Raw genomic sequence first — 17,478 nt, forward strand, 5'->3', positions numbered from 1 at the left:
TTTAGCGGGACCCTCGCAGATCAAAAGTCACCGCGCCGACACCCGGCACCGCCCTGATCACTGCACCAAGGTTTTGCTGGATGGTATCCACTCCACCGGGAGTGCGCGTACCCCCACAGGCTTCGCAATCGATACTGCCCGAGACCAGTACCGCACCCCCGTCGACCGTAATCGTGAGCCCCGCCTGAGGCAGATCAGCGGCCGCGGCCATGGCCGCGCTGAGGCGCTGCAACAATAATTCATCCTGATCCACGGCCGGCTCACAGGACGCGGTCAATAACAGGAGCACGAGGACTATCGACAGCTGACGGATTGTGACAAGAGTCATGACTTCACCGCTGTTCTGGAATTTATGGTTGAATAGCGAATCTCTCGATTCTGCGCCCTGAAGTTGCCAAGCAGTTGCTCGACATGCCGGCCAAATTCATCATCCTGCAGCCACTCCCGATCCTTCAGCACCAGCACGTCGGCACCGGCAATTTCCTGGCCTATCTCATGGAACAGCTGCTCGGCCGACAGCCTGTCCACCTGGCGTGGCGGCTCGCAGGCCCACCAGTCTTCGCCTTCAGGTAACAGGCCTGCCCTGCCCTCCTGCCGGATACTGCTATCGGCGTAGCACATAAACAGCCGTTCACAGGACAGGGTCGCGATCTGCTGGCTCCCGGCAGACTGCAATCGCAGGAAATCCCGGCGCTTCATACACCGGCCTGCTGATCTGTAAGCGCCAGCAGCAGGCGCTCTACCACGGCGCTGGCCATAGGCACTTTGTAGGCATTTTTTGCCAGTGGCCGGGCGCCGCTGACAGCGGTTTCACCGGCCTGCTGCGCCTGGGTGGCGGTCAGCGCCTTACCGACCAGTAACGCCTCGGCTTCTCTTGCACGCCAGGGGATGGGCGCCACTCCGCCCAATACGATGGAAGCAAGATCGCAGACCCCGTCACGCAACTCCAGCACCACAGCAGCACTGACCACCGCATGGGTCCAGGCCTGTCGATCCATCACTTTATGGTAGGAACTGACCCTGCCGGCGGCCGGCTCTGGCAGCTGCACACTGGCCAGCAATTCGTCCCGGGCAAGTACATTCTCGTAGCGGGGATTTTCAGCCGGCAGCTGGAAAAACTCTTCCGCGGCAAGACTGCGCTGGCCCGCGGGGCCAATGAGATTAAACCGGGCATTGAGGGCCACCAGTGCCGGGGCCAGGTCGGAGGGGTGCACAATGTAGCTGGGACCGCCACCCAGAATCGCATGCTGCTGATTTTCACCGGCCACGGAGTAGCACTGGGTGCCGCCGGCCTTGTAGCAGTTAAAGCCGTTGCGATAGTACCAGCACCAGGGCCGCTGGGTGACATTGCCGGCGAGCGTCCCCACGTTACGGATCTGGGGCGTACCAACCACTTGGGCGGCTTCCGCCAGCACCGGATAGCCGGCTCTGACGACAGGGCTGGCAGCCAGTGCCGCCAGAGTCACCTGCCCGCCGATCTGGATACCGCCGGTCACCTGGGTGATCTGGTCTTCACCCTCTACAGTACGCAGATTGATTAATACATCCGGTTGCTCGGTACCATCCTTGACCTGCTGCAGCAGGTCGGTGCCACCACCAGAAAAAGCAATGACCTGCCCCCTTTCTCTGGCCTGCTGTGCGAGACCGACGGCTTCCTGGAGACTGCGCGCATTAACGTTCTGAAACTGTTTCATGACAGCGCCTCCAGAATTCTGTCGCGAGTGATCGGCAATTCCTTCATGCGTATTCCGATGGCATTGCTTACTGCATTGGCGACCGCGGCCGGAGAAAGAATAATGCCCGACTCACCGGCGGTCTTGGCGCCAAACGGACCATAGCCGTCATCCACCTCGATAAACTCGACTTCAATATCCGGCACGTCCAGGTGGGTCGCCAGGCGCCCGCTGTAATAGCCCGAGGTGAGGGGCTGGCCGGTGTTGCGGTCATACAGGGTATTCTCATGCAACGCCTGTCCAATACCCTGGATAGTGGCACCGCGAATCTGATCTCTGGCAGTCTGGGGATTTATCAGTCGCCCGGATTCATGCACCGCCACGTATTTTGTTACCACGCTCGTGCCCAGACGGGTATCCACCTCCACCTCGCAGAAATGTGCGGCGAAGCAGTTGCGCACCTTGCCGTCCGTTGTTGGTGACGGGGTCGCTGAAGCGATCAGGGCATTGCCCGGGGCCGGCATACCCCGTTGGGCGATCTGGCGCTTCAGGTCCCTGCAGGCTTCAACCACGGCGTAGCCGGTCATGATGGTGGTACGGCTGCCTGATTCGCCCACCGAGTAGGGGCAGCGATCAGTATCGCCGGATACCACCTCCACCTGCTCCAGCGGTACGCCCAGCTCTTCGGCAGCAATCATACCCATGGTGGTCTTGGCGCCCGGGCCGATGTCGGTAACCCCGACAAACAAGGTGTAACGCCGGTTTTCATCCACGCGCACGATGGCGCTGCTGGTACCGAGCCCGGCTCGAAACATCATGAAGGAAAAGCCGGCCCCCCGCTTGAAGGCACCCGTGTCGGAACCGGGGTTGACCCGGCGACGGTTTGACCAATCGAAAAGTTCCGCCCCACGGGCGATACACTGATCCAGCGAATAATTGGTAAAGGGTCGGGCGTCGGTGGGGCGCCGCATATTGATCAGGGTGAATTCCACCGGGTCCATGCCCAACTGATAGGCAATCTCATCCATCATGGACTCGATTCCGTAATGACCATGGGGTTCTGACGGGGCACGAAAGTTGCCCGATACCGTCCGGTTGGTGTAGACGGGGTAGATGGTTCGTTCAAAATTATCGCAGGCATAGCCTTCCATGCCACTGATGCCACCGGAGTTCTTCCGATACGGGCCCATGCCGCTGTAGGCATTCATCTGCATGGCCGTCACGGTGCCGGCGTCAGTCACGCCCACCTTGTAGTACTGCACCGTAGGCCAGCGACCGTGTACCCCGGTCCAGTCTTCCTTGCGGGAATACTCGAGCATCACCGGCGCGCCGGTCCGCCGGGACAGGGTGGCGGCAATCAGATCCGTGTCCTGGTTCTGGTTCTTGTTGCCAAACCCGCCTCCCATGTACTGGCAGATAATTCTGACCTGATGATCCGCGAGGCCCAGATCGCGAGCCGTATCATGGCGACAATTGGAAATCCCCTGGGTCGGGGAATAAAGAGTCAACTTGTCGTCTTCCCAGTGCGCCAGTGCGCAACGGGGTTCCATCTGTGCATTGTGAATAAAAGAAGTGCTGTAGCGGTCCTCGAATACCCGGTCGGCCTGGGCAAAGCCGGCATCAATCTCACCGCGACGGGTTACCATGGGCGCGAAATTATTGCCGGCATCAGGAGCCAGGTTGCCCTCTGGCCAGATCTTTGCAGCAGTGGCCTGCAGGGCTTCTTCCGGATCCAGCACGAACGGCAGCTCTTCGTAGCTCACATCGATCAGGCCGAGGGCCTGCTCCGCGATATGACGGTCCGTAGCCGCCACCGCAGCAACCGGCTCACCGACAAACCGCAAGGGATTGTTGAAGATGTAACGGCGATGCAGGGTGGCGTCCTTGACCTGATCGCTGTACTGGCGCCCACCGGATACCGAACCGGACCCCCACACCACCTGGGCATTTTCATGGGTAATCACCGCCAGCACGCCGTCGAGCTGTTCCGCCCGGCGGGTATCGATAGAAAGGATGCGGGCGTGAGGCAGGCGGCTGCGCAGAATGCGGGCATAAAGCATCCCTGGCAGTCGCTGATCCCGCGTATACCGGGCAGCTCCGGTGACCCTTTCGACGGCGTCGATACGGGGCGTCTCATGGCCGACGGTATTTAAAGGTTCAACTGCGTAATTGATCTGCTCGCTCATGCTGCACCTCCATTACCCTGTCCAGCGTCAACCACCGCTTCAACGATAGCGTTATAGTTGGAACAGCGGCAGATGTTACCCACCAGGGCGGCTTTCACCTGCTCGGCACCTGGGCTTGGGTTGGCAGCAAGCAAGGCAGTTGCGGTCATTATTTGACCTGACGTACAATATCCGCACTGGGCACCATTGTGGTCCACGAAGGCCTGTTGAACAGGCGAGAGCTGCCCGTCCCTTGCCAGCCCTTCCACGGTGGTGACACGGCGGCCATCCATCCACACCGCGAGCTGGCTGCAGGAATACAGGGGCTGACCATCTACCAGCACCGTGCAGGCTCCACATTCACTGCGGTTGCAACCTATTTTGGTACCGGTCAGCTGCAGATGATCGCGCAACAGCTCAACCAGCGTCCAATGGTCCTGCACCGTCACCCGGCGCAGCACACCGTTGACAGTCAACTCGATGGCCGTGCCGGCACCCTGATTGCTCTCCTGCGCCCTGGCTGATGCGGCACTGATTACTGCCGGCGCCACAGTTGTAGCCGCGACCGTGGCGCCAGTGGTCTTCAGGAACGTACGGCGGGACAGTTCCGGCGTGTCGGCCGGCCTGGTATCAGAGAATTTGTCTGAGGGGTCGCTCATTGTTGGTCTCCCCAAGCTTAGGTTTTTTGTTTTTGTTTTTGTCTTTTTTGTTTTTTTGTTTTTTTGTTTTTCTTGCAGTTTAGGCTTGCCCATTTTCTGCGGTTCTTATTAGTGCCTTTGTTTTCTGGTTTTATTTACTGTCCCGTGGCTTCCCGTCGACTGACTTGCTGATTCAGATATTAAGAAGCAACCGGCCTGGTTCGAATCTTCCACCGCCAAGGGCCTGGAATCCCTGCCATGCGGTCCCTGCAAAGCGGCGCCACTCGAAACCGAAAATTATTTGGCCTCATCAACCATCTGCAGAGTTTTTTTCTCGACCTCCCCGGCAATCTCCGCCAGCTGCTGGTCATCCGATAAGCCCGAGAGCATCCGGGCCGGCTTTATCAGGCCGAGCCTGGTTTTACCGTTCTCGGTGAACACAGAGATTCGGCAGGGTAAGGCCATGTTAAGACGCATGTCAGTTGCCAGCACTTTCGCTGCCTGCTGTGGATTGCACACTTCAAAAACCCGGCACTGCTCTGCAAACTGAATACCTTTGCTGCGCAATGTCTCGCCAAGATCGTGGATATGCAGCACGCCGAAGCCATGCCGTTTTACCGCCGCATCCAGGTCCTGGGAGGCCTGCTCGAAAGACTTGGAGGACTCAACAATGTAGTACATCTCAGTCATGGAATTCCAACCGGGTTAATACCAGTTCTGCCTCGTTTGCGTGGCTTACAACTCTCTTACTTATAATCGTAAACTGCCAGGGCGCTTATTGCCGGCTCACTGAAAACAAAAAAGGACGGTCGGGCCTGCAGCCCTTCCGCCCCTTTCCTGTACTGGAACAACCATTCGACCGATCAGTGATCGTGTTCGCGTTCGTCTTCAGTCAACCAGCTGAAATCGTCACTTCCGGGACCGAAGTCCACGCGCGTATTCTCACGACGGCGCTGCTCGGAGGCACGGGCTTCGGCCAGCACATCGGCGGGCAGATCTTCACCGACGACAATTCCGCGAGGTATGGCCGGTGCGTAATAAATGCGCGCGTTGGCCATCTCATCAGTGGTTGCGGGGCCATAGACCACGTCCTGGGTCGGGTCCGGATTCCAGGGATTACTCTCGGAATTATCGAACCACCAGCTCATGTGCATGGTGGAACCCGCCGGGATGAACTTGGGCTCCTTGTACTCGTACAGGAACTGCCAGTTGAAGTCGTATTTGGGTACCCACAACAGGGTTTCCCTTTCGCCATCCGGGTATTCCAATTCGTAGCGCATGGCCTTGCCCCGGTAGTGCATGTGAGGCCCCATGGACAGCAGGTAGATGTCCTCGTCCACGTCGAAAGTATTGCTCACCTCGTGATTGGAAGCGCCGGCCGGAATAGTCCAGCCGCGATGTGGAAGCAGGTTGGTCTCCACTACGTAGTCGATCACTTCGCCGTCTTCATAGAACTCGAAGCCCGCGCGGGTCAGATCATCCACGCCGGTTCCTGGCCCGGTATCCTTGTGGTAATGCATGTTGACCGTGATAAAGGGATCTTCAGGCAACAGGACACCCCAGCCTTCCGGGTAGGTGAACGGCCCACGACCCGGTACACCAACGCCCATGTGACTGGACACGATGTGGTGAACCCAGGGGCCACCGGGATCCAGTTCTGCCTTGGAAATCCACCTTGGCTCAGTGTGCGCCCCTTCGGGAACCGGCATGCGTACTGTAGGCTGCCAGTCTTCCACATCATCGCCCACATGGAGCGGCTCCTGAAACTGCACAACCAGGTCCGGCTCACCAATCCACCAGCCGGTTGGTGGCATCACGGTGCCACCCACCTCAATACTCTGGTTGGCGTTGTTCTGGGCATCGGCTGGGCTGCCTTCCAGCGCTCCACCGTCGACCCAGGCTATAAGCAATTCTTTCTCGGCCTTTTCCAGGTAGCGTTCACCGACGAACTCCCCCTTGTGGCGTTCATGGGCACCCCATGGCGGCATGTAGCCGGTCTCCACGGCACGGCGGATAAGCGGGGCCCATATTTTTGCTTCGTCGTAGCTGGCCAGCGACATGGGCGCGCTGATGCCGCCTACGTCAGGCGGGTTTTCCTGGTGACAGGCAACGCAGTTTTTCTGAAAAACCGGCAGGGCATCGGCATAAAAAGTCGGTGCATCAGCGGCGGCGGTGGTCGCTGTATAAGCGCCAACCAGGAGCGGTAGTAGTCTGAGGGTAAGAGGCTTCATTGTGAGTTCCTTCTTATGTTTTATATTCCGGGTGTTCTGATAGTGCAGTCTGTTCTTTTTCTCTCGCGGTATTTATTAACCTGGCAGCTTGTTGCTGCCTGTCTTCCTTTGTCTGTGGGGTTTTCTGCCGTTCCTGTTCTTATGCTCTTCAGCTCTTCGGTTCTTTGTCTATTCTCTGTATTACCGGCACCTTTTGTTATAAGAGTGCCGTAGCCCTCACTACCGGCCCAACTCACGCACGAGACCCAGCAGAGGGATTGAATCTTTTCGAAGACTAATCCGATTCTGGGCAAAAGTCTAACCCATTCAACGTGTTTTATAACCTTCAGGGCACCCCTCGGCCAGCCTCTGGAGGAGGTTGATCCCAGCCATGGAATCGAAATCTGACCATCATTACTACGCCTTTCCTCCCAGGCAGGGTCCCGGGCCTGTGGACCTCCAAATCCACCTCCCCCCCCCCCAAGGCACAGAGAATGTCTGAGCCACTGCAAGGCACCCCAGCGGAGCCGGGCTGGCTCCGCGCGATGGCGTTCTCAGACCACTGCGAATGCCTGCTCGATATCGGCAAGGATGTCATCGATATGCTCAATACCGACGCACAGTCTGAGCATCTCAGGCGCCACGCCGGCGGTGACCTGCTCTTCCTCGGTCAACTGCCGGTGAGTTGTGGAGGCCGGATGACACGCCAGCGTCTTGGCATCCCCGATGTTGACCAGACGCTTGATCATCTGCAGCGCATCATAAAACTTGACGCCGGCATCAAAGCCACCCTGGATACCAAAAGTCAGCAGTGAAGCGGGTTTTCCGCCACAGTACTTCTGTGCCAGGTCGTAATAGCGATCACCCTCCAGGCCCCCGTATTGCACCCACTCCACTTTCGGATGGTTTTTCAGGTAACTGGCCACGACGAGGGCATTTTCACAATGCCGCTCCATGCGCAGACCCAGCGTTTCAATTCCCTGCAGTATCAGGAAGGCATTCATGGGTGAAAGGGCGGAACCGGTATTGCGCAGCGGTACAGTGCGGGCGCGTCCGATATAGGCCGCTTCCCCCAGGGCCTCGGTGTAAACCACACCATGGTAGGACGGTTCAGGCGTGTTCAGGCCAGGGTAACGAGCCGCGTGCTCGGCCCAGGGGAACTTACCGGAATCGACGATGATTCCGCCGATCGACGTTCCATGTCCGCCAGCATACTTGGTAAGGGAATGCACCACGATATCGGCACCGTGGTCAATCGGATTCCACAGGATCGGGGTTGCCACCGTATTATCGACGATGACGGCCACCCCATGGCGGTGCGCGGCTGCGGCGATGGCTTCGATATCCACGATATTGCCGGCGGGATTACCGATAGTCTCGCAATAAACCGCCTTGGTGTTGGCATCAATAAGTTTTTCTACTGCCTCGGCCGAGTCATTCTCTGCAAACCGCACATCGATGCCCTGGCTGGGCAGCATGTGGGCAAACAGCGTATAAGTGCCGCCATAGAGCTGGGGCACCGAGACGATATTGTCTCCGGCTCTGGCAATATTGAGGATGGCGTAATTGATCGCTGCCATGCCTGAACTTACCGCCAGTCCGGCAAGCCCCCCTTCCAGGGCCGCCATGCGCTGCTCTAACACCTCACAGGTGGGGTTCATGATGCGCGAGTAGATATTCCCCGGCACCGCCAGGTTAAACAGATCCGCACCGTGCTGGGCATTATCGAATTCGTAAGCGACTGTCTGGTAAATGGGTACCGCAACCGACTTGGTCGTGGGATCAGTTTCATAGCCCGCATGGATGGCAAGGGTTTGTTTCTTCATCAATTTATCCTTTTATTCTGGTCTGCTTTTTTACTTCTCTGCAGGTCTGCCCCGCTATTTTTCTGCTCTTTTATGCCGTTTTCTGTTCTGCTCTTTATGCACTTCTGCCGGTGCGCTTATTCTGCCGGGAAAATTCTGCAACGTTATTCGTACAGCATGACTGATTATTACTGGCCACTAGCACCGAATCCAGCCACAGCTTCACTGGCCGGCTTCCCGCCCTCGCTGACAGCTTCCGGAAGCGGCTTTATAAGGTTGGTTACTGTCAGGCTGCCGGCCTATGGCAGAATGCAGAGCAGGTCTTCACCCACAGTCAACGGTCCTGTGTAGTTCTCCTGCAGAATTTCCAGGTTGGCCTCCAGATCCTGGTTGGATGATATATGGCTGAGAACCAGCCTGCCAACCTCCGCAGCGCTGGCTATCCGGCCCCAGACGCTGGGTTTCGCATGTAACTCGGCAACCAGGCCGGTGCCATATTCTGAACCGGCAAAATGCACGACCAGCACATCGGCGCCACGGGCGAATTCCACGAACGCCGGATCAGTCCCGTTCTGATCACTGCTGAAAACATAGCTGGCGCCCTGGTATTCAACCCGGAATGCCAGGGTAGGCACATCGCCATGAGGTACGCCACTGGCGGTTACCTGCAAGAGCCCCGTGTCCAGGACTTCGGTAACCGTGGGGCCACTGTCGACGACAACAGTCTCAAACTGGAAGCGCGGCGCCAGTACCCGGAATACCCCGGCGGGGCCCATCAGGCCGTCAAGAAATTCAGCCAGCGACGGGAAACCTGCATTCCCGGCAGGCCCTGCGATTCTCAGATTGCCATTGCGGGGCCAGAGCAGCGCCGGCAGTTCTGCGGCATGGTCGGGGTGGAAGTGGCTCAACCCCAGCAGCTGCAGGTCTTCGATGGTCGCTCCGGCTTCATGAAAACGGCTGAACGTACCACCGCCGGCGTCGATTAAAATCCGGCTGGTTCCGTCCACCCAAAGGACGTAGCCACTGGATGCCCGACCGTCGCCAAAGGGCCCGCCGGATCCAAGAATCTGTAACGCGATGCCGCTCTCGGTACAACGTGCCATGACCGTGGTACTGGCCACCAGCAACAGCGTGGTCAGCCCGGCCTGCAGCAGTTTTCGTCCCAGTGTGTTCATGCTTCCTCCAGAATCTGCATTCAAGGCAGAACGAAGTATGGACCACTAAGCGCCAGAAAGTACACTGGCTGCTTATCTCGCACCTGAAGTCAGACACCCGCCGGCTCTGGCGACTTCAATGCAGTACTGGGTCTTAGGCATTGATCTTGCAGCAACGGCCTTGCAATATTGGCCTGGCCATGCAGCCCGAAACAGGCTGTCCAGCGTTGGGTAGCCGGTGCCCGCGGTGTCCGGCACCCAGCCCCTGGCCTGGATGACCGGCATGGCGGCAGCCGCTGGCCTGAAAACCCTTTCCGGCCTGACCGGATCTGGTGCAGACTGGTGGTTTTCTGCCCGCTTGAAGGGCGCCCCGGCAGCAGCCGGCCGGCCGTGTCCGGCCGGTCATAAACTGGCGGCAGGGATAGAAAACGCGTAGGCTTAACCCGGTCTGCCATTCACTTCAACACGACAAAAAGAGGTCGCTATGTCTATTACCCGCTATCTCCTGCCCACGGTCTCCCTCGTGATGTTGCTTACCGTTGCGGCACAGCCCTCCCTGGCCCAACTGACCGGTTTCAAGGCCGAGGCGGCCGACTATATCGAAAGCAGCGCCAAGTTAACTCAGGAAATAGTCGACATGCTGTTTTCTTTTTCCGAGCTGGGCTTCCAGGAGTTTGAAACCCAGCGCTACCTTACCGGCCTCCTCGCGGACAATGGTTTCAACATTGAGCTTGGGGTGGCAGGAATTCCTTCCGCCTGGCTGGCAACCTGGGGAAGCGGCGAACCGGTCATTGCCCTGGGGTCGGACGTGGACGGCATTCCCAAAGCGTCGCAGATGCCCGGTGTCGCTTACCGGCAGCCTATGATCGAAGGTGCGCCGGGTCACGGGGAAGGCCATAACTCCGGACAGGCAGTCAACATTGTGGCCGCACTGGCCGTCAAGGAGATCATGGAGCGCGAGGGGCTGCCCGGCACCATCGTCATCTGGCCTGGCATAGCCGAGGAATTGCTGGGCACCAAGGCCTGGTTCGCCCGGGACGGTCTGTTCGACGATGTTGACGCCGTACTGTTCACCCACGTTTCCAACAACATGAACGTCAGCTGGGGCGACGCCCGGGGTACCGGCCTGGTGTCGGTGGAATACATGTTCGCAGGGGAAGCAGCCCACGGTGCAGGCGACCCCTGGCAGGGACGCAGCGCCCTGGATGCTGTCGAACTGATGAACGTGGCCTGGAATTACCGCCGCGAACACCTGCACCCGCTGCAGCGCTCCCATTACGTGATCAGCAACGGAGGAGACCAGCCCAATGTAGTCCCCTCCTATGCCAGCGTCTGGTACTTCATCCGGGAAGTGACGGCCGACGGCATCCGCAATAATTTCGGCGCCTTGCAGCGGATTGCCGAGGGTGCCGCCATGATGACCGATACCGAAGTCAGTCGCCGTATCGTGGGCACCGCCTACCCCAGGCACTTCAACCGGCCTATCGCCCTGGCCATGGACGAAAATATTCAGGCAGTCGGCCTCCCCACCTGGACCGAAGACGACCAGATATTCGCCAAGGCGATTCAAGAGCTGATGGGGAACGAAGATCCACAGGGCCTGCCCTCTGAACTGTCGGGTATCCAGCCGCCCCTGGAGAACCCGGTTTCCGGGGGCTCTGACGACATCGGCGATGTGTCCTGGAATGTGCCGACCGTGACCCTGCGCTTCCCGTCCAACGTGCGCGGTCTGCAGGGTCATCACTGGTCCAGCGCCATGGCCATGGCCACCCCCATCGCCCACAAGGGCGCGACGGCCGGCGCCAAAGTAATCGCCGCCACCATGCTGGACCTGGTTCAGGACGAGGCCCTGGTGGAAGACGCCTGGGGTTACTTCGACGACGTGCAGACGCAGAATCATCAGTACACGCCGTTCATCGGCCCGAATGATCCGCCAGCGATAGAAAAGAACGCCGAAACCATGGCTCAGTTCAAGGCGCAGTTACAGGAGCTCTACTACGACCCTTCCCGCTATGACACTTACCTGGAACAGCTGGGCATTGACTACCCGCAACTGGAGCCCACTCTGATCCAGCGCGGCAGGTAGCCGCAAAGAGCCGCGGCGGAACCAAGGGCCCAGCCGGGGCCGATTGATTCTTACCGCAGGGTGATCCGAGCAGCCGACAGTGACTGCTCAGATCACCCACCACTACAGGGCCTTAAGCGCCGCAGCCTTACCCCGCCGCTCACGCACAACGAATCGCTCCCGGCCTGTGCCCTTGAAAAATTTGCTGGAATCCCTACATTCTCCTTTGCCAGGCAAGACAGGGGGCCGTAACCCCTGATTTTTATTTCGTCTTTGTTACGTTTTTGAGGGATGGAATGAGAATAAAACAATTCAATCACAGATCCTTTCTTTGGCGGTCGCTGATTACTCTGCTGGGAATCGGTTTTGCCGTACAGTCCTACCAGGTTTACCGCCTGGACAGAAAAATTTCCGAACTGCAGGGGGCTGAAAATGTCACCCCCTCAGCCACCCCGTCCACAGCCCGACCGTTTGATCCCTGGGGATCCGGCGCTGGCGGTGATCCGTTCACCAATATGCAACAGCAGATGGATGCGCTGTTCGGATCGCTTTTGCAGGACAGTCGCGCACTCCCCTCGTCGGGACTGCGCGCATCCGCTGCCCCGACGATTGAAGTGAGCGAGACCGACCGCGAATACCGGGTGGTTATAGAAGTGCCAGAGAATGGTGAACTGGAGCTATCGACCGACATCGAGGACAACACCGTCCGGGTGGCCGGCAGCATCGTCTATACCGCACCGGGCAGCTTCGCCGCAACATTCTCCAGTCGCAGTCAATTCTCCCGCTCGATTCCCCTGAGCGACCCGGTGGACCCGCTGGCGATGAGGACTGACAAAAACGCCCAGGGGATTGTTATCACAATCCCGAAAGTCTGAGCAGGCCTGCGGAAGGAAAGCTCCCGACCTTAAAAAAATCCGCGCCAAGCCCTGTTGATCTGCGGACCACCAGGGCGCGGCGAATTATTATTGAACGATTGTATTTTAACAGAAAATACGCGGTCGGCGAGGCGCATTGCCGTCGGCACGCGTCGGCCTGTCAAGGCAGCACAACAAAGCCTGAGGGCTTGTCTGAAGAACACAACAGAATCACGCAAAGCATCGGGATAATCAGTCAGTACTTCCTTACTTATTTTCAGCAATCTAATTTTTTATGAACCGCTTCAAGAAACAGCGCGTAACCACTTGTCCCTATCATTGACAATGCGTTTAAACACTGAGGAGTGTACTATGAATTTTGTTTCCCGAACCGTCCTTGCCGCTGTCGCCGCCAGTTCATTTGCTCTTACGTCGGTCTCAGTCAAGGCTCAGGATATCGTCGATACCGCCGTTGCTGCCGGAATGTTCAACACCCTGGTGGCCGCAGTTCAGGCAGCCGGTCTGGTTGAAACTCTGAAAGGCGACGGTCCATTCACCGTTTTTGCTCCGACCGATGAGGCTTTCGCCAAACTGCCCGCAGGCACGGTCGAAAATCTGCTCAAGCCCGAAAATCAGGACCAGTTGATTGCCGTACTGACCTACCATGTAGTGCCCGGCAAGATCATGTCTGCTGACATTGCCGGTCAGACCGCGCAAGTTGCCAGTGTGCAGGGCAGCTCCCTGTCCGTGGATGCGACCGACGGCGTTAAAGTCGACAACGCGACCGTGATCAGTGCCGACATCGAAACTGATAACGGAGTGATCCATGTTATTGACTCAGTCGTATTACCCAACTAGCACCTATCTTAGTTAAACATCTCTCTTGTTCTGGCCGACTCTCAGTCGGCCATTTTTTATCTGGTGAACCCGGACGAGCCCGGGTGATTCCGCTCAATGCACAAAGGAAATAAAACCAGACTACCTGAAAAGGCCTGCGAAACCTGCAAGCGGCCTTTCGTCTGGCGCAAAAAATGGAAGTCTTCCTGGCCTGCTGTCAAGTACTGTTCCGAACGATGCCGCCGTCACAGAAACACAGTGACAGGCTCTTATCACAGCAATGCCTGACCCCTTCTCAGGCGTCATTGATACCCACCAGGGTCGGCCTGCAGAATCAGCCTCACCGCAGCTTCAGGTCGACACCGACATAGTAAGCCCGGCCCGGCGTGTTGTAATCGATAATCTCCTGATAACGGGCATCGGTGGCATTTTCTACCCGCCCGACCAACCTGACTGAGTCAGTAAGCTGGTAACTGATATTGAGGTCCAGAACCTCGAAATCATCCAACGGCGTAACTGCCCCAAACACCTCATCAATACTGTCGCGGGACATACGGTAATAGGCATGAATTGCCAGACGGTCTTCAATAGCACGGTAAGTCAGCCCCAGGTTGGCCAGATTTCGCGGCCGGCGAATACGCTGCTGACCGTCCGGGCGTTCCGTGTCGTTGTAGGTGTAATTGCCGGACAGTTCCAGATTGGCGGATAAGGCATAGGCAGCAGAAAACTCGACGCCCTCCGACTGACTGGAGCCCAGGTCCTGCAGGTAACCGCTGAATCCGGACAGGTCAAAAAAGATGGCGTCTTCTACCTGCTGATCAAAAAAGACCAGCTCGAGGCGCAGATCCGGGCCGGCAAGGTATTCGACACCCAGCTCGAAGCCTTCACTGGTCTCCTGCCGCAGCGACACCAGCGCAGCGGGCGGGAAAGCAAAAGGTCCGCTGTTGTACTCAATTTCGAAGAGACTCGGCGCCCGGAAACCCGTCCCGAAGGCAGTCCTGAACTTAAGCAGCGCGTCATTATTCAGTGTCAGCAAGTAGGCGGCACTGACCCGATAACTGGTATTGGTACCAAAGTCATCGTTGTCATCGTGGCGGAGCCCGGCAGTAAAAAACAGGCTGTCCGAAAAGTCGCCCAGGTATTCCAGATAGGCCCCGGTATTATCCCTACTGCCGTTACCGTTATCCGCTTTTTCGCGGTCTAGACCATAGACCAGATTGAAACCTGGTGATCGGGTCATGCTGCCGGTGTATTCCAATCGCTCCAGACTGCCTTCATTCCCGAACGCCAACTGCCCTGACGCATAACTCTTGCGTGAAGTTTCCGTCGTCGCATAGGACAGCTGGTGGCCAAAGCCATCGGCCTTGTATTCAACGGCCAGCCGTGAACTTTGCAGGCCATACGTCGAATCGCAGTCATGGACAGTGGTCCCCCTGAAACAGCCGTCGAATTCGGACTCTCCGGTCACGTCCCGATGAACCAGGTCTAAGCGCCAGTTGTCGGATAACTGATAGCCCAACCGGCCGTGCAAAGTCGTGTTGTCGTAACCGTCCTCATCGGCGAGCACGGTATCCGACCGGCGGGAGTTAATACCATTGGTACTGAGGTCAACAGCTGAAAGGTAGAAATCCGCGGGGCCGCTGCGACCAGACACACTGCCGCTGACCTGGCGGGTGTCGAATTCACCGCTTTCCAGCTGCAGCTCCCCCAGCATGCCCTCGCTGTCCCGGCGACTGAAAATGTTGACCACACCGCCGGCATCGGCACCGTAGCCCAGCCCCTGTGGGCCGCGCAACACCTCAACCCGGTCAACCCCACCGCTGAGCAGCTGCTCAATCTGGGGGCCGATCTGCGGCAGGCTCGGATCAAGCAGGCGCATGCCATCAAACAGGGTAAGCGTGCGGAAGCCTTCCTCGCCCCGGATCCTCAGGCTTGTCGGCTGACCCGCCCCGCCGCCACCAGTACTGCCGATGCCCGGCATCTGTCGCAGCACATCCACCAGAGCCAGATTGCCGTGGGACTTGATCTCCTCTTCGGTCAGCACGGAAACCGAAGTGCCCACATGACGCAGGGGCGTCGGAATGCGGCTTGAGGTGACAATTACCTCATCCAGGCCGGGACTCAACTGCTGGGCGGTGAGCGAAGCAACAGGAAAAATCAGAACAACCGCACCGAACAGTGCAGACGGGAAGATGCGCATGGTATTCGCCCTCGTGAATCTTGCTTGCTATTCCCATCATGGGAGGAATGCGTCGAAGGCGAGGGTTGACCTGCAGGCAATAGCAGTCCAGCCACATGTGAAGCCCTCCGCTTCTTCAACGTAGTCTGATACGGGCCTGGTATCGGACTTACCGGCCGGTCGGGAGCGATCTGACTGAACGCTCCAGACTGACAGGAATACCGTTGCGGGGGCAGTGTTGGACTCTAACCAACTTCCCAGGTAAACCCAATCATTGCATAAATTGTTGAGGTCAGGAGCTTTCAGAGTAGTATTTCCAGCGCCGCACGGAGATTTTTATGGATTGAGCGTAGTCACTCTACGTGATATCCAGAAAAATTGAGTACGGCGCTGGAAATACTGCTATGGAAGCAGCGAAGCGGTCCTGGGCCAACAATTTATGCAATGATTGGGTAAATACCGTATCGATTCAGAAACGGATGGTAGCGCTCCGAGGCGCGTTTGGCTATGGTGTTGTTGTAATAACGCCGTTTTGCCTGACCCGGTGTGGAGGGTGGGGAGCGTTTAGAAGGATGCTGTACCAGTGGAAGACAGCTTTTCTGGAGCCAGCCGATACGGCACAGTCCGCCAGGCTGCGCCGGGAAGCCATGTTGCTTTCGAAAAGTGATTGCATTGAGCCTCTGCGGCTCCCGATCCAGAAAAGGGCAGCAGGCGTATTCATTTCCTTGCAATCTGTGCCGCTGACTCTACGCGGACATCTGACCAAAGGCTTCAGCCTGCTACAAAAAGGTGAACATGACCAACCTGGCAATAATCGGTGCGGGTATCGCCGGACTGACTCTCGCTTCCTGTCTGAAGGACACCACCCAATTGACCATCCTGGAAAAGTCCCGGGGGACCGGCGGCAGATTGGCAACCCGCAGGGCGGGGGAGTTTCAGTTCGATCACGGCGCCCAGTATTTCACCGCTCGCAGTCAGGAATTCCGCCAGTTTCTGAACCGGCAGTTTGACAGTACCACGCTGCAGGACTGGCAACCCAGAACACTCACCCTGAGTGCGGGAGAGAAATCGTACCGCCGCCCCTGGTTTGAACCACACTGGGTGGGAGCTCCCGCCATGAACACGCTGGGAAAGGTACTGTCCAGCCAGCTGGACATCGAACTGCAGGCCACTGTTAAAAGTCTGACCTCAACGTCCGCGGGCTGGATATTAGAGCTGGAAAATGGCCAGGAACGGGGCCCGTTTGACTGGGTGGCGATCACCGCGCCGGCCGCGCAGACCCGGGCTTTGCTGCCGACGGAATTTCAACACCACCAGGCCCTGCAGAAAGTTCGCATGTCCTCTTGTTTCAGCCTCATGCTGGGCTTTCGTCAGCCTCCTCAACTGCCCTTTCAGGCCGCTCGCAGCAAAGATTCCCCGCTCGGCTGGATAGCCGTTGACTCCGAAAAGCCCGGCCGCGATGGCCCGTTCAGCCTGCTGGTGCAAAGCAGTAACAGCTGGGCAGACCTGAACCTGGAAAAGCCGCTGGAGCAGATACAGGACACCCTGCTGTCAGCAGTGCTGAACCTGCTTCCGAACCTGCCCGAACCCGACCATCTGGATCTGCATCGCTGGCGCTACGCAGCAACGGTTGAACCCCTGGCGCAGGATTTTCTCATCGACCCGAACCTTAAACTGGCCGCCTGCGGCGACTGGTGCCTGGGCGGCCGCGTCGAAGCTGCTTTCACCAGCGCCTTTCGACTGGCCAATGCCCTGCGTGATTCGTTCTAAAGGGCTTCAGCATCGGGGGGACGGAATCACTGAAATCTGAATGCAAAGGTCCGCCAACCGGTTCGGGCACAGTAATTCAGAGAATCCCTCGCACACAGTAAAGGAGCCACTGTTTGATTACCACAACG

The 17,478-nt window shown here is 57.9% G+C and carries 16 protein-coding genes and 1 riboswitch; of the genes, 6 read left to right on the forward strand and 10 right to left on the reverse strand.

Annotated elements, in window-relative coordinates; translation table 11 throughout:
* Nucleotide 1: 1 nt before the first annotated feature.
* The 9 genes from R3F50_00225 to R3F50_00265 all read right to left on the reverse strand — a co-directional run bounded on the left by R3F50_00225 (nucleotide 2) and on the right by R3F50_00265 (nucleotide 9,666).
* Nucleotides 2–328: a hypothetical protein gene (locus tag R3F50_00225; GenBank protein ID MEZ5488730.1), complete on the reverse strand. Its 327-nt coding sequence runs from the start codon at nucleotides 326–328 to the stop codon at nucleotides 2–4.
* Nucleotides 325–699 (reverse strand): hypothetical protein, encoded by a 375-nt coding sequence (locus tag R3F50_00230; protein ID MEZ5488731.1) that lies wholly within the window; start codon nucleotides 697–699, stop codon nucleotides 325–327. The genes R3F50_00225 and R3F50_00230 overlap by 4 nt, the downstream gene beginning before the upstream one ends.
* Nucleotides 696–1,694: an FAD binding domain-containing protein gene (locus tag R3F50_00235; GenBank protein MEZ5488732.1), complete on the reverse strand. Its 999-nt coding sequence runs from the start codon at nucleotides 1,692–1,694 to the stop codon at nucleotides 696–698. The genes R3F50_00230 and R3F50_00235 overlap by 4 nt, the downstream gene beginning before the upstream one ends.
* Entirely contained in the window at nucleotides 1,691–3,859 is a 2,169-nt protein-coding gene (locus tag R3F50_00240) for a xanthine dehydrogenase family protein molybdopterin-binding subunit (GenBank protein ID MEZ5488733.1), read from the reverse strand. Before R3F50_00240 ends, R3F50_00235 begins: the two co-directional genes overlap by 4 nt.
* A complete protein-coding gene (locus R3F50_00245; protein MEZ5488734.1) occupies nucleotides 3,856–4,497 on the reverse strand; it encodes a (2Fe-2S)-binding protein in 642 nt (213 codons plus the stop codon). The genes R3F50_00240 and R3F50_00245 overlap by 4 nt, the downstream gene beginning before the upstream one ends.
* Nucleotides 4,498–4,773: 276 nt before the next feature.
* A complete protein-coding gene (locus R3F50_00250; GenBank protein MEZ5488735.1) occupies nucleotides 4,774–5,157 on the reverse strand; it encodes a DUF302 domain-containing protein in 384 nt (127 codons plus the stop codon).
* A gap of 182 nt (nucleotides 5,158–5,339) precedes the next feature.
* Nucleotides 5,340–6,707, reverse strand: coding sequence for a hypothetical protein (locus R3F50_00255; GenBank protein MEZ5488736.1), 1,368 nt, complete (start codon nucleotides 6,705–6,707; stop codon nucleotides 5,340–5,342).
* A 533-nt stretch (nucleotides 6,708–7,240) separates the two neighbouring features.
* Nucleotides 7,241–8,512, reverse strand: coding sequence for an O-acetylhomoserine aminocarboxypropyltransferase/cysteine synthase family protein (locus tag R3F50_00260; GenBank protein ID MEZ5488737.1), 1,272 nt, complete (start codon nucleotides 8,510–8,512; stop codon nucleotides 7,241–7,243).
* Between the two features lie 278 nt (nucleotides 8,513–8,790).
* Nucleotides 8,791–9,666, reverse strand: a complete 876-nt coding sequence (locus R3F50_00265) for an MBL fold metallo-hydrolase (protein MEZ5488738.1) — start codon at nucleotides 9,664–9,666, stop codon at nucleotides 8,791–8,793.
* Nucleotides 9,667–9,892: 226 nt separating this feature from the next.
* Here R3F50_00265 and R3F50_00270 point away from each other — a divergent pair, with 226 nt between their 5' ends.
* The 5 genes from R3F50_00270 (at nucleotide 9,893) to R3F50_00290 (ending at nucleotide 13,689) form a co-directional block, all read left to right on the forward strand.
* Nucleotides 9,893–10,081, forward strand: coding sequence for a hypothetical protein (locus tag R3F50_00270; GenBank protein MEZ5488739.1), 189 nt, complete (start codon nucleotides 9,893–9,895; stop codon nucleotides 10,079–10,081).
* A gap of 90 nt (nucleotides 10,082–10,171) precedes the next feature.
* Nucleotides 10,172–11,731, forward strand: coding sequence for an amidohydrolase (locus R3F50_00275; GenBank protein MEZ5488740.1), 1,560 nt, complete (start codon nucleotides 10,172–10,174; stop codon nucleotides 11,729–11,731).
* A 275-nt stretch (nucleotides 11,732–12,006) separates the two neighbouring features.
* On the forward strand, nucleotides 12,007–12,585 hold the full coding sequence (locus R3F50_00280) for an Hsp20 family protein (GenBank protein MEZ5488741.1): 579 nt from the start codon (nucleotides 12,007–12,009) through the stop codon (nucleotides 12,583–12,585).
* A gap of 351 nt (nucleotides 12,586–12,936) precedes the next feature.
* Nucleotides 12,937–13,422 carry a fasciclin domain-containing protein gene (locus R3F50_00285; GenBank protein MEZ5488742.1) on the forward strand — a complete coding sequence of 162 codons (486 nt, stop codon included), beginning with the start codon at nucleotides 12,937–12,939 and terminating at the stop codon, nucleotides 13,420–13,422.
* A gap of 96 nt (nucleotides 13,423–13,518) precedes the next feature.
* On the forward strand, nucleotides 13,519–13,689 hold the full coding sequence (locus R3F50_00290) for a DUF2256 domain-containing protein (GenBank protein MEZ5488743.1): 171 nt from the start codon (nucleotides 13,519–13,521) through the stop codon (nucleotides 13,687–13,689).
* Between the two features lie 52 nt (nucleotides 13,690–13,741).
* Here the strand turns inward: R3F50_00290 and R3F50_00295 are convergent, their stop codons facing one another.
* Nucleotides 13,742–15,601 carry a TonB-dependent receptor gene (locus R3F50_00295; GenBank protein ID MEZ5488744.1) on the reverse strand — a complete coding sequence of 620 codons (1,860 nt, stop codon included), beginning with the start codon at nucleotides 15,599–15,601 and terminating at the stop codon, nucleotides 13,742–13,744.
* A gap of 116 nt (nucleotides 15,602–15,717) precedes the next feature.
* Nucleotides 15,718–15,891: riboswitch (cobalamin riboswitch) on the reverse strand.
* A gap of 484 nt (nucleotides 15,892–16,375) precedes the next feature.
* On the opposite strand from R3F50_00295, the gene R3F50_00300 reads away from it, so the two are divergent.
* Nucleotides 16,376–17,350 (forward strand): FAD-dependent oxidoreductase, encoded by a 975-nt coding sequence (locus R3F50_00300; GenBank protein ID MEZ5488745.1) that lies wholly within the window; start codon nucleotides 16,376–16,378, stop codon nucleotides 17,348–17,350.
* The last annotated feature ends 128 nt before the right edge of the window (nucleotides 17,351–17,478 follow it).

The sequence above is a fragment of the Gammaproteobacteria bacterium genome (assembly GCA_041395725.1).
Classification (GTDB): Bacteria; Pseudomonadota; Gammaproteobacteria; order Pseudomonadales; family Pseudohongiellaceae; genus NORP240.

Coding starts and splice junctions, on each gene's coding strand:
- R3F50_00225 (MEZ5488730.1), bottom strand. CDS start 328: ATGACTCTTGTCACAATCCGTCAGCTGTCGATAGTCCTCGTGCTCCTG.
- R3F50_00230 (MEZ5488731.1), bottom strand. CDS start 699: ATGAAGCGCCGGGATTTCCTGCGATTGCAGTCTGCCGGGAGCCAGCAG.
- R3F50_00235 (MEZ5488732.1), bottom strand. CDS start 1,694: ATGAAACAGTTTCAGAACGTTAATGCGCGCAGTCTCCAGGAAGCCGTC.
- R3F50_00240 (MEZ5488733.1), bottom strand. CDS start 3,859: ATGAGCGAGCAGATCAATTACGCAGTTGAACCTTTAAATACCGTCGGC.
- R3F50_00245 (MEZ5488734.1), bottom strand. CDS start 4,497: ATGAGCGACCCCTCAGACAAATTCTCTGATACCAGGCCGGCCGACACG.
- R3F50_00250 (MEZ5488735.1), bottom strand. CDS start 5,157: ATGTACTACATTGTTGAGTCCTCCAAGTCTTTCGAGCAGGCCTCCCAG.
- R3F50_00255 (MEZ5488736.1), bottom strand. CDS start 6,707: ATGAAGCCTCTTACCCTCAGACTACTACCGCTCCTGGTTGGCGCTTAT.
- R3F50_00260 (MEZ5488737.1), bottom strand. CDS start 8,512: ATGAAGAAACAAACCCTTGCCATCCATGCGGGCTATGAAACTGATCCC.
- R3F50_00265 (MEZ5488738.1), bottom strand. CDS start 9,666: ATGAACACACTGGGACGAAAACTGCTGCAGGCCGGGCTGACCACGCTG.
- R3F50_00275 (MEZ5488740.1), top strand. CDS start 10,172: ATGTTGCTTACCGTTGCGGCACAGCCCTCCCTGGCCCAACTGACCGGT.
- R3F50_00280 (MEZ5488741.1), top strand. CDS start 12,007: ATGAGAATAAAACAATTCAATCACAGATCCTTTCTTTGGCGGTCGCTG.
- R3F50_00285 (MEZ5488742.1), top strand. CDS start 12,937: ATGAATTTTGTTTCCCGAACCGTCCTTGCCGCTGTCGCCGCCAGTTCA.
- R3F50_00290 (MEZ5488743.1), top strand. CDS start 13,519: ATGCACAAAGGAAATAAAACCAGACTACCTGAAAAGGCCTGCGAAACC.
- R3F50_00295 (MEZ5488744.1), bottom strand. CDS start 15,601: ATGCGCATCTTCCCGTCTGCACTGTTCGGTGCGGTTGTTCTGATTTTT.
- R3F50_00300 (MEZ5488745.1), top strand. CDS start 16,376: ATGACCAACCTGGCAATAATCGGTGCGGGTATCGCCGGACTGACTCTC.